Raw genomic sequence first — 11,807 nt, 5'->3', positions numbered from 1 at the left:
CACGTGTTCAAGTACAGCACACGAGGTGCCGGAGCGGCACCACGAAGTGACGGTCCGGGCCCATTCGGACCGCGCGACGGAAAGTGCCTGATCCCGCTGCGGTGCGGTGCGCCGTGAGTTCAGGACGTCAGGCGTCGCAGGCGGTCGGTGGCCTCCTGGAGGACGTCCTTCCGCTTGCAGAACGCGAAGCGTACGAAGGGGGCGCCTTCCTTCTGGTGGTCGTAGAAGACCGCGTTCGGCACCGCGACCACTCCGCACCGTTCCGGCAGCGCGCGGCAGAAGGCGAAGCCGTCGGTTTCGCCGAGGGGGCGGATGTCGGTGGTGACGAAGTAGGTGCCCGCCGGGCGGTAGACCTGGAAGCCGGCGGCAGTCAGGCCCGTACAGAGCAGGTCGCGCTTGGTGCGCAGATCGGCGCGCAGGTCGTCGAAGTAGCTCTGGGGCAGGCGCAGCGCCTCCGCGATGGCGTACTGGAACGGTCCTGAGCTGACGTACGTCAGGAACTGCTTCGCCGAGCGCACCGCCGTGACCAGCGAGGGTGGGCCCGTCACCCAGCCCACCTTCCATCCCGTGAACGAAAAAGTCTTGCCGCCGCTGCTGATCGTCAGGGTGCGCTCCCGCATGCCGGGGAGGGTCGCGATCGGTACGTGCTCGCCGTCGAAGACCAGGTGTTCGTAGACCTCGTCGGTGATGACCAGCAGATCGCGCTCCACGGCGAGTTCGGCGACCGCGGCCAGTTCGGCGGGGCTGAGGACGGTGCCCGTGGGGTTGTGGGGGGTGTTGAGGAGGAGGACGCGGGTGCGGTCGGTGACCGCGTCGCGCAGTTCGTCGAGGTCGAGGTGGTACGCGCCGTCGTGGGGGCGCAGGGTGACCGGGACGCGGGTGGCGCCCGCCATGCCGATGCAGGCGGCGTACGAGTCGTAGTACGGCTCCAGCGCGATCACCTCGTCGCCGGGGCCGGTCAGCGCGAGCAGGGTGGCGGCGATGGCCTCGGTGGCGCCCGCCGTGACCAGGACCTCGGTGTCGGGGTCGTACGTCAGGCCGTAGCGCAGCCGCTGGTGGTCGGCGACCGCGGTGCGCAGTTCGGGGACGCCGGGGCCGGGTGGGTACTGGTTGCCGCGGCCGTCGCGCAGCGCCCGTACCGCGGCTTCCCTGACGGTGTCGGGCCCGTCCGTGTCGGGGAATCCCTGGCCGAGGTTGATCGCCCCGGTGCGGGCGGCCAGGGCCGACATCTCCGCGAAGATCGTTGTGCCGCCGAGCCATTCTTTGGTCATGGCGGCCATCCTGGGCCGAACCTCTGGACTTGCTCAAGTCAGCTTTGGGCGGCGGACGTGGGGGGACAACCTGAGTCACGCACGTCAGTGCGAGGCCCGCCGCCGGGGGGCGGCAGGCCTCGCTTCGGGGGAACAGCCGGGAACGGCTGGGAAGAGTGAGGACGGTGGGGCCCATGCTCGGTATGAGTGTGGTGGTGATTCTGGTCGCGGTCGCGTTCGTCGGGGTTGTGTCGAGTGTGAGCGGGCGGGACAAGCGCCGGAAGGCGAAGGCACGTGACGCGGCGAGGGCGCGGAGCGCGGCGCAGGGCAGGCGTACGGCGGCTTCCGCGCGGTCGAGGAAGAGCGCGAGCGGGGCGAAGCGCCGTCGGTCCGACGGCAGTTGGTGGGCCGGTGGCAGCGGAAACGGAAGCGGCAGCGGGGGCTGTGGGGGTTCGGGCGGCGGTTGGGACTCGGGCGGTGGCTCGGATTCCGGCGGTGGTTCGAGCTCGGGCGGCGGCGGTGGGCATTCGTCCTGCGGCGGTGGCGGGTCCTCCTCCTGTGGTGGTGGCGGGGGCGGGGGATGTGGCGGAGGTAGCTGACACGGGGCAGCTAGTCCGTCGCTGAACAGTTCCGCCACTGATGACGGACAGGTCCCGCGGGGGTTCGCCCCCGCGGGACCTTTCTGTTGGCACCAAATGTCGTAGATCGGCGCCGGATTTGGTTGAACAGTTGAACCCCTGGGCCCCCTAGGGGATGGAAACCCCGTCAAGTTGGGTAAAAACACTGTGAGCGTCGCGTACTTCGTGATTCCCTCCCTCTTGAGAGCTTCCAGCCCTCGGGCCTGATACGGCGCCGAGCCGGCGATCTCCCCCACAAGTTCCGGAGCTCTCCGTCCGGGACGTCCCCGGTCCACCCGTCAAGCGTGTTTGCGGAGCCGACCCATGCTCACCACCCTCAATACCGCCTACACCGACACCAGAGCGGCCGATCTGGCCTGGGAGTTGGGCCGGGAGCCGGTTCCCGCCCTGGCCGTCCTGGACCTCGACCTCGCCGGTGCCGGGCTCCAGTTGCGACTGCTCGGCGCTTCCCACCAGGTGATCCTTGAGGAGCGTGGGGGTACGTGCTCCGAGACCGTCGCCTGTATGCCGGGCAGCAGTACGCCGCTGCCGCTCGGTGTGTCCAAGCGCCTCGGCGAATGGGAGTACGAATTCGCCGCGCGCGTCGAGACGCTCTCGCGCAATTCTTTCGCCGGTCGCGCGCAGGAGCTGCTGGCGCTGGTCGCCGATCACCCGAACGGCTTAGCGGGGACGTTCCCCGGGGCCCCGAACGCCTTCACCGCGATGCTCGCGCAGCGCGACGAGAGCCATGTCCGGTGGCGTACCTGGCACGCGTACCCCCAGGAGGGGCGCCTGGTCGTGACCCGGACGCGCATCAGGGTCCGTATGCCTGCAGCGCGGGAAATTCAACCGTGTGGGTGACAAACCGCAATGAATTCGTGACGTAGCGTTACGGGCATGGTTCAGCAGTCCGTGTCCTCGCCGCCCCAGAGCGAGACACGGCTGCCCGTGCGCGCGGGCGCCGGGCGGTTCCTGATCCTCGCCGTCGTCTTCGTCTGTGCCGCGTGCGGACTGGTATACGAGCTGGAGCTGGTCGCGCTCGCCTCGTATCTGATCGGGGACTCCGTCACCCAGGCGTCCGTCGTGCTCTCCGTGATGGTGTTCGCGATGGGGGTCGGCTCGCTCCTCGCGAAGCGGCTGCGCTGCCGGGCGGCCTTCGGTTTCGGGCTGCTGGAGGCGGCGCTCGCGCTGCTGGGCGGCTGCTCGGCGCTCGTGCTGTACATGAGCTTCGTGTGGGTGGGCGAGTCGCGGTACGCGCTGGTGGGCTTCTCGCTGGCCATCGGTGTGCTCATCGGCGCCGAGATCCCGCTGCTGATGACGCTCATCCAGCGGTTCTCCCGGCAGGACGCGGAGGGGACGGTCGCCGACCTGTTCGCCGCGGACTACGTCGGCGCGCTCGTCGGCGGGCTCGCCTTCCCGTTCCTGCTGCTGCCCTGGCTGGGACAGCTCATGGGGGCGCTGGTGACGGGCGCGGTCAACGCGGTGGCGGGCGCCGCGCTCGTCCTGTGGCTCTTCGGGCGCGATCTGACGCGGCGGTCGCGCCGGCTGCTGCTGGCGGTCAATGTGCTGGTGCTGGCGGTGCTGGCCGCGGCGGCGGCCGGGGTCGACGACTTCGAGCGGGCGGCGCGCCGCGCGCTCTACGGCGACGAGGTGCGGATCGCCCTGCACACCGAGGTCCAGGACGTGGTGCTCACGGGCGCGGGCGAGCGGCGCGAGCCGCTGGAGCTCTATCTGGACGGGCGGCTGCGGGTCAGCGGGCGCGACGAGTTCCGGTACCACGAGGCGCTGGTGCACCCCGCGATGCGCGGGCCCCATGGGCGGGTGCTGATCCTCGGCGGGGGCGACGGACTGGCGGCGCGCGAGGTGCTGCGCTACCGGGATGTCCGCTCGGTCACCCTGGTCGAGCTGGACCCGGGCGTCGTCCGGCTCGCCCGTACGGACCCGGCGCTGGCCGCGCTGAACGGGCACGCGTACGACGACCCGCGGCTGCGGGAGGTCTCGGCGGACGCCTTCAGCTGGCTGCGGGGGGCGGGGGGTGGCGGTGCGGGCGCGTACGACGTGGTCATCTCGGACCTCCCCAACCCCGGCATCACCGCCAGTACGAAGCTCTACTCCGAGGAGTTCTACGGGCTGGCCTCGCGCGTCCTCGCCAAGGGCGGGCGGCTGGCGGTGCACGCGGGATCGCCCACGGCCGAGCCGCGTACGTACTGGACGGTGGACGCGACCCTGCGCGCCGCCGGGTTCGGTACGACGCCGTACCGCGCCACGGGCGGCCCCTCCGGCTTCGCGGCGGGGCCCGACCGGGTGAAGGACGGCAGACCGGCGGCGCGCGACTGGGGGTTCGAGCTGGCGGCCGTGGGCGCGCGCCCCGCGCTCACGCCGATACCGGACGCGCCGAGGCTTCGGTCGTCGGCACCGGCGCTGCTGGGCGCCGGGCGGCGGGAGGTGGAGCGGACGAGGGTGGCGGGGCTCCCGGCGTCGACGCTGGTGCACCCGCGGTACGGCGGATAGTGCCGCGTCGGCGGCGGATATCAGCGCATAGCAGGGGGGCGTTGTGTGTCGTGTGGGGTGGTGTGGGGCAAAGGGGCTGCTTCTGCGGCGACCTCTGAGTAGGCTCGGCTTCCATGGAGCATGAGGTGTTCGTTCCGGTTTCGGCAGAGACCCTTCGGCAGACGCTGCGGGACCCCGCCCGGGTCGCCCGGTGCGTACCGGGACTCCAGCAGGACGCCGATGCTTCGGCCGGGCCGCTCTCCGGGCGGCTCAAGGTCCGCATCGGCGGCCATACGATCACCTACCGCGGCGCGCTGACCCTCGCCGAGCGGGACGAGCGGGACGAGCGGGACGGGCAGGACGGGCGGTTCGAGGCCGAGGGTGCGGGCGCCGAGGTCCGGGGCAGCGGCTCGGCCAAGCTCACCCTCACGATCCGGCTGAGGGAGGTCCCCGGCGGCACGATCGTCACGTTCACGGGTGGCGCACGCGCGGACGGCCGGCTGGCCGAGGTGGGCGCCGGGACGGTGGCGAGCGCGGGGCCCCGGCTGCTGGACCGGTTCGCGGCGCGGCTGGGGGAGGAGTCGGCCCCGGAGAAGCCCGGGAGCGGCGGTGCGGCCGGGCCGGAGTCAGGGACCTCTCGTGCTGCCGCACCCGGCGCGGACTCCGGGACGGATTCGGAGGCGGGTTCCGGGACGGAAGCGGATGCGGGCGCCGACGCGGACGGTGATGCGCAAGGCGGTGCACACGGCGATGCGGACATCGATGGTGCCGCCTCCGTCTTCGACGTCGATGTGCCGCCGTCCTCGCTCGACGGTGAGACCACCTCAGGGGAGGGCGACTTCCGTATCCCCGACGTTCCCTTCGCGGAGCCGCCCGCCGAGGCCGCGCACGCCCGGCGGACCATGATCGGCCGCAGCGCCGAGGAGGTCGACCACGCGCCGCCGCGCGGCCGGTACGCGCCGGTGCCCGCGCCCGACGCGGCCGAGGGCGGCGGCGCGCTCCGCTGGATCGCCCCCGCCGCCGCCCTCGCCCTCGCCTCCGCCGTGGTGGTCGGCCGCGCGCTGCGGCGGCGCAAGTAGTGTCGGAGTGTGAGTAGCAGCGAAGAGAGCATCCGACTGGCGGCGGGCGACGCCGAGTTGACCATCACCCCGGCGAACGGCTGCCGGATCAGCAGTCTGCGCATCGGCGGGACCGAAGTGCTGCGCCAAGGGGAGCGGTACGGCTGTTTCCCGATGGTGCCGTGGTGCGGCCGGATCGAGCACGGGCAGTTCCGCACCGGCGGAGTGCTCCACCAGATGCCCCTGAACTCCCCGCCGCACGCCATCCACGGCACCGGCAGGGACACGGCCTGGCGCACCGCGCGCGTGGGCGAGCGCGAGGCGGCGTTCACGTACGACCTGGTGGAGCCGTGGCCGTACAGCGGAGTGGTGACGCAGGTCGTCGAGCTGACCGCGGACGCGCTGACCCTCCGGCTCGGGGTGGAGACGTACGACACGTCCTTCCCGGCGCAGGCGGGCTGGCACCCATGGTTCCTGCGCACCCTCGAAGAGAGCGGGGCCGGAGCGTCGGCCGAGGGGAGCGGTGTGAAGCTCGACTTCGCCGCCGACTGGCAGGAGGAGCGCGGCCCCGACCACCTGCCCACCGGCCGCCGGATCCCGCCGCGCCCCGGCCCCTGGGACGACTGTTTCGGGATGCCGGACGGCGTGGCCGCCACGCTGACCTGGCCCGGCCGGCTCGAACTCAAGGTGACGAGCCCCGCCGAGTGGGCCGTGATCTACGACGAGCAGGCCGAGGCGGTCTGCGTCGAGCCGCAGTCGGGGCCGCCGAACGGGCTGAACACCGCGCCCCGGCTGGTCACCCCCCTGGAGCCGCTGGAGATCGTCACCACGTGGCAGTGGCGACGGCTCTGAGCGCCGGGAGGGGCGGCGGGGAGGACGGCTTAAGCTCATGGGCATGAGTGACGTACGGGCTGAGCTGCTCCAGCTGATCAAGGACAAGGCCGTGGTGCACGGCAAGGTGACCCTCTCCTCGGGGCAGGAGGCCGACTGGTACATCGACCTGCGCCGGATCACGCTGGACGGCCATGCCGCACCGCTGGTCGGTCAGGTCATGCTGGATGCCACCGCCGAGCTGGACTTCGACTGCGTGGGCGGGCTGACGCTGGGCGCCGACCCGGTGGCGACGTCGATGCTGCACGCCTCCGCCGCGCGCGGGCAGCGGCTCGACGCGTTCGTCGTCCGCAAGGCACAGAAGGCGCACGGCCTCCAGCGCCGGATCGAGGGCACGGACGTCAAGGGCCGGCGCTGCCTCGTGGTCGAGGACACCTCCACCACGGGCGGCTCGCCCCTGACGGCCGTCGAGGCGGTACGGGAGGCCGGTGGCGAGGTCGTCGCGGTCGCCGTCATCGTGGAGCGCGGCGCGGCCCCTGCCGTCGCGGCGGCCGGGCTGCCGTACCTCAACGTCTACGGACTCGCCGAGCTGGGGCTCTGACCCGCGCGCCGGGGCTCTGACCCGCCTCTCCGACCCGCCGCTCCCACCTGGGGATTCCTGCCGGTGACGGCGGCTGTCGGCCGTTTCACGTGAAACGGCCGACAGGGGTGTGCGCGACACTCGCCGTGGACGCCGCGGGAGAGTCTGGAAAGATGGGGCCGACGACGATGTCGCCCCCAGGTCAGGGACAAGCACCTCACACCCGCACATCACAAGGAGCGGCCCGATGCCCATCGCAACCCCCGAGGTCTACGCCGAGATGCTGGACCGGGCGAAGGCAGGCAAGTTCGCCTACCCGGCCATCAATGTGACCTCGTCCCAGACCCTGCACGCCGCGCTGCGCGGCTTCGCCGAGGCCGAGAGTGACGGCATCATCCAGATGTCGACCGGTGGTGCCGAGTTCCTGGGCGGCCAGTACAACAAGGACATGGTGACCGGTGCGGTCGCCCTCGCCGAGTTCGCGCACATCGTCGCCGCCAAGTACGACATCACCGTCGCGCTCCACACCGACCACTGCCCCAAGGACAAGCTCGACGGCTATGTCCGTCCGCTGCTCGACATCTCCGCCGAGCGCGTGAAGGCCGGCCGTAATCCGCTCTTCCAGTCGCACATGTGGGACGGCTCCGCCGAGACCCTCGCGGACAACCTGGCCATCGGTGAGGAACTGCTCGCCCAGGCCGCCGCCGCCAAGATCATCCTTGAGGTCGAGATCACCCCGACCGGCGGCGAGGAGGACGGCGTCAGCCACGAGATCAACGACGAGCTGTACACCACCGTCGAGGACGCCCTGCGGACCGCCGAGGCCCTGGGCCTGGGCGAGAAGGGCCGCTACCTGCTGGCCGCGTCCTTCGGCAATGTCCACGGCGTCTACAAGCCGGGCAATGTCGTGCTCCGTCCCGAGCTGCTCAAGGACCTCCAGGACGGCGTCGGCGCCAAGTACGGCAAGGCCGCCGGCAGCCAGCCGTTCGACTTCGTCTTCCACGGCGGCTCCGGCTCCACGGCCGAGGAGATCGCCACCGCGCTGGAGAACGGCGTCGTGAAGATGAACCTCGACACCGACACGCAGTACGCCTTCACCCGGCCCGTCGCGGACCACATGCTGCGCAACTACGACGGTGTGCTGAAGGTCGACGGCGAGGTCGGTTCCAAGAAGACCTACGACCCGCGCACCTGGGGCAAGCTGGCCGAGGCCGGCATGGCCAAGCGCGTCACCGAGGCGTGCGCCGCGCTGCGCTCCACGGGCACCAAGCTCAAGTAGTCCCCGTTCACGTACGCCGGGCCCGGCACCGTTCCCACGGTGCCGGGCCCGACGTGCGTACGGCCCGCGGGACGCCGGATGCGGCGTGCGGGTGCGGCGGCATGCGCCGGGTGCGGCGGGTGTGGCGCCCGGCGGGTGCCGGGTCGCCTTCCGCGAGTGGTGCGGGGATGATCCCCGTATGGACATCAGGCTGTCCTCGGCCCGGGGACGCTGGGTCATTCTGACGACGGTGCTCGGCTCGACCATGGCCCTGCTCGACTCCACCGTCGTCAATGTCGCGCTGCCGCACATCGGGGACTCCCTGAACGCGGATCTCGCGGCGCTCCAGTGGACCGTCAACGCGTACATGGTCACCCTGGCCGGGCTGATCCTGCTCGGCGGGTCGCTCGGTGACCGGTACGGGCGGCGCCGCGTCTTCGTCATCGGTGTGGTGTGGTTCGCGCTCGGGTCCCTGCTGTGCGGGATCGCGCCGAACGCGGGCATCCTGATCGCGGCGCGCGCCCTCCAGGGCGTGGGCGGCGCGCTGCTCGTCCCGGGCTCGCTCGCGATCATCCAGGCGAGCTTCCACGCGGACGACCGGGCGCGGGCCGTCGGTGTGTGGTCGGGGCTCGGCGGCGTGGGGGCGGCGGTCGGGCCGTTCCTCGGCGGCTGGCTGGTGGACGGTCCCGGCTGGCGCTGGGTGTTCCTGATCAATGTGCCGCTGGCCGCCTTGTGCGTACCGGTGGCGCTGCGCCACGTACCGGAGACCCGGGACACGGCGGCACACGGGAAGTTCGATGTGCTGGGCGCGGTGCTCGGCGCGGCGGCGCTGGCGCTGGTCACGTACGCGCTCATCGCGAGGACCGTCTGGCCGGGCGTGGCGGGGGTGCTGGTCGCCATCGCCTTCGTACGGACCGAACGGCGCCGGGCCGATCCGATGCTGCCACTGTCGATCTTCAGGTCCCGGCTGTTCACCTCGGTGAACGTGGTGACGCTGTGCGTGTACGCGGCGTTCGGCGGCTTCTTCTTCCTCTCCGCGCTCCAGCTCCAGGTCGTCGCCGGGTACTCGGCGCTGCGCGCGGGCGCCGCGCTGCTGCCGACGACGGTGCTGATGCTGCTGCTCTCCGCGCGCTCCGGCGCGCTGGCCCAGCGGATCGGGCCCCGGCTGCCGCTCACGGTGGGGCCGCTGCTGTGTGCCGTGGGCATGCTGCTGATGCTCCGGGTGGGCCCGGGTGCCGGTTACCTGACGGATGTGCTGCCGGCCGTGGTGGTGCTGGGGATGGGCATGGTGACGCTGGTCGCGCCGCTGACGGCGACGGTCCTCGCCTCGGTCGATGTCGCGCGGGCCGGGCTGGCCAGTGGCATCAACAACGCGGCGGCCCGCGCCGCGGGGCTGATCGCGGTGGCCGCGCTGCCGCTGCTGGCGGGCATGGGGCCGGAGGCGTACCGGTCGGCGACGCAGTTCGACGCCACGTTCCGGCGGGCGATGCCGATGCTCGCGGGGGTGCTGGTGGCGGGCGCGCTGATCGCCTGGGCGACGGTACGGACTCCGGCGCGGGAGGCGGTCGAGCGGCGGCCGGAGCCCGAGTGCCGGGTCAACTGCGGGCTGACGCCGCCGCTGGAGGCGCGCCGGTCAGGTGGCCTGCCGGGGGAGCGGGGCGAGGCGGGCTGAGGGGAGCCGTTCCGGTGGCCGCGGGGTGTGGCCGGCGGGGCGGGCGCCGGTGGCCGCGGGGTGTGGCCGGCGGGGCGGGCGCCGGTGGTTGTGCGGGGCGGGCGCCCGTGGTCGCGGGGGGTGGAGGGCAAGGCAGACTGTAGGCATGGGTATCCACGAAAACCTTCTGGGGGGACCGCCCCCCACCGAACTGCCCGACGATCCCGAGCCGCGTGAGCTGCTCGCGAACGGTACGCCGCCCGCCGACGTCGCCGCGAAGTACCCGACCTCCTCGCTGGCCTGGGCGCAGCTCGCCGACAGTGCGTACGAGGGCGGGCGGGTCGTCGAGTCCTACGCGTACGCCAGGACCGGCTACCACCGCGGGCTCGACGCGCTGCGGCGCAGCGGCTGGAAGGGCCACGGCCCGGTGCCGTGGGAGCACGAGCCGAACCGCGGCTTCCTGCGCGCCCTGCACGCCCTCGCGCGCGCCGCGCAGGCGATCGGCGAGGAGGCGGAGTACGAGCGCTGCGCGACGTTCCTGCGGGACTCCTCGCCGCTCGCCGCGGACACCCTCGGCTGAGAGCATTCGCACAGCACATGACGGCGGTCGCCGGTGCCGAACGTGTCTGACCTGCCCGAACATCTCCGGAAGCGGTTGGTGAGGATGAGGCCGGGCAGAGACGGACTGAGTCGGAGCGGGCCGTGCCGCGTATCTCAGGGTGCCGGTATCACTGCCGGGGTGATCTTTTTGAGCCACGTCGTGTCCTGAAACCCAGGATGTGTGTTTCGGAGAGGAACCCTTCGAAGGCCCCGCCCGTCTCTCAGGGCGTGGGCCTTCGCATAAGTGAGCGAATGTCGCTACCGGCATGCCTCGACCGGCATCGATCGTGACCAGGCTCGACCAGGGAGACAGACGTTTTGGGCAAGCGCGCCGCCACCCGTCCGGGCCGCCGTAGAGCGTCCGCCCCTGGTGGCGGCGGTGGCCGAGGCTCCCGCGGCCGCAGGGGCGGGCGTCCCCGGTTCGGCCCCCTGGCGGTGGCCGCCGGGCTCGGCCTCGCCGTCGTGATCATCGGTGGTGTCGTCGTCGCCTCCTGGCCCGGCGCTCCGGCGGAGGCGGATCCCCGGGGAGCGGGCGCCAAGGGCGCCGCCTCGCAGCCGGCCGCCTCCCCGGGCGGGGAGGAGGAGGCGGAGGCCGGCAGGAAGCCGGCCCCTGAGGACCCGGAGGCCTCGCCGTCCGACGCCTCGCCCAAGCCCCCCAAGTCCCCCGAGCCCTCCGAGTCCGCCAAGGAGCCGAAGACCCCGGAGGTCCCCGCCTCCGGTCCGGGTACGTTCACCACCGCCCAGTCGCAGGGCGAGCCGGTCGGCTCCGGGCCGCTGCGCCGTTACCGCGTGCAGGTGGAGGACGGGATAGACATCTCCGCCGCCGACGCCGCGACCGAGATAGAGGAGATCCTCGCCCACTCGCGAGGCTGGGCGGCGCACGGCCGGGGCACCTTCCAGCTCGTCCCGTCCAACGCCGACTTCGTCGTCCGCATAGCCACCCCGGCCACGGCGGACCAGCTCTGCCTCGCCCAGGGGCTGGACACCCACGGCGAGCTGAACTGCGAGACCACCGAGGGCGTCGTGGTCAATCTGCGCCGCTGGATGCTGGGCTCGCCGACGTTCGACGGGCCGGCCTCCGAGTACCGGCATCTCATCATCAACCACGAGGTCGGCCATGAGATCGGCCTCCGCAACCATCTGGGGTGCGCCGGGCCCGGCGAACTCGCCCCGGTGATGATGCAGCAGATCAAGGGGCTCAACGGCTGCCGGTCCAACCCCTGGCCGTACGACGAGGACGGTGCGTACGTCGACGGCCCGACCCTCTGAGTACCGACGGCCCGGCTCTCTGAGTCCGACGGCCCGGCCCTCTGAGGCCCGACGGGCCTGCTCTCCGGATGCCGATGGTGCGGCTCGCCGAATTCCGGGGCCCGCCTGCCCGGGCCGGGCTCCGGGGAGCCGGATTATGATGCCGGGAGGGGACCGGAGCTCCGTAGCCACCCACGGAAAGGGGCGGACCGCTACCCGGCACG

At 72.4% G+C, this 11,807-nt stretch carries 10 protein-coding genes; 9 read left to right on the top strand and 1 reads right to left on the bottom strand.

Features of this window, described 5'->3' with window-relative positions; genetic code table 11:
- Positions 1–119 precede the first annotated feature (119 nt).
- On the bottom strand, positions 120–1,271 hold the full coding sequence (locus AB0P17_RS33995) for a pyridoxal phosphate-dependent aminotransferase (protein WP_365817149.1): 1,152 nt from the start codon (positions 1,269–1,271) through the stop codon (positions 120–122).
- Positions 1,272–2,191: 920 nt separating this feature from the next.
- Here AB0P17_RS33995 and AB0P17_RS33990 point away from each other — a divergent pair.
- From AB0P17_RS33990 to AB0P17_RS33950, 9 genes are all read left to right on the top strand, one after another.
- Positions 2,192–2,728 carry a DUF2617 family protein gene (locus AB0P17_RS33990; protein ID WP_365817147.1) on the top strand — a complete coding sequence of 179 codons (537 nt, stop codon included), beginning with the start codon at positions 2,192–2,194 and terminating at the stop codon, positions 2,726–2,728.
- Positions 2,729–2,764: 36 nt separating this feature from the next.
- Positions 2,765–4,378: a polyamine aminopropyltransferase gene (locus tag AB0P17_RS33985; protein WP_365817145.1), complete on the top strand. Its 1,614-nt coding sequence runs from the start codon at positions 2,765–2,767 to the stop codon at positions 4,376–4,378.
- Between the two features lie 113 nt (positions 4,379–4,491).
- Positions 4,492–5,436 (top strand): SRPBCC domain-containing protein, encoded by a 945-nt coding sequence (locus tag AB0P17_RS33980; RefSeq protein ID WP_365817143.1) that lies wholly within the window; start codon positions 4,492–4,494, stop codon positions 5,434–5,436.
- 9 nt (positions 5,437–5,445) lie between these two features.
- On the top strand, positions 5,446–6,267 hold the full coding sequence (locus AB0P17_RS33975; RefSeq protein WP_365817141.1) for an aldose 1-epimerase: 822 nt from the start codon (positions 5,446–5,448) through the stop codon (positions 6,265–6,267).
- A 43-nt stretch (positions 6,268–6,310) separates the two neighbouring features.
- Complete coding sequence (gene pyrE, locus AB0P17_RS33970; RefSeq protein WP_365817139.1) at positions 6,311–6,847, top strand: orotate phosphoribosyltransferase; 537 nt, start codon at positions 6,311–6,313, stop codon at positions 6,845–6,847.
- A 226-nt stretch (positions 6,848–7,073) separates the two neighbouring features.
- Positions 7,074–8,105, top strand: coding sequence for a class II fructose-bisphosphate aldolase (fbaA, locus tag AB0P17_RS33965; protein WP_365817137.1), 1,032 nt, complete (start codon positions 7,074–7,076; stop codon positions 8,103–8,105).
- 178 nt (positions 8,106–8,283) lie between these two features.
- A complete protein-coding gene (locus tag AB0P17_RS33960; RefSeq protein WP_365817135.1) occupies positions 8,284–9,756 on the top strand; it encodes an MFS transporter in 1,473 nt (490 codons plus the stop codon).
- 145 nt (positions 9,757–9,901) lie between these two features.
- A complete protein-coding gene (locus AB0P17_RS33955; RefSeq protein WP_365817133.1) occupies positions 9,902–10,315 on the top strand; it encodes a DUF3151 domain-containing protein in 414 nt (137 codons plus the stop codon).
- A gap of 455 nt (positions 10,316–10,770) precedes the next feature.
- The gene (locus AB0P17_RS33950; protein WP_365817131.1) at positions 10,771–11,604 is read left to right on the top strand and encodes a DUF3152 domain-containing protein; all 834 of its coding nucleotides are present in this window, start codon (positions 10,771–10,773) and stop codon (positions 11,602–11,604) included.
- Positions 11,605–11,807 lie beyond the last annotated feature (203 nt).

Source organism: Streptomyces sp. NPDC088124 (assembly GCF_040685895.1).
Lineage (GTDB): Bacteria > Actinomycetota > Actinomycetes > Streptomycetales > Streptomycetaceae > Streptomyces.
This window is presented reverse-complemented; position numbering and strand designations above follow the sequence as displayed.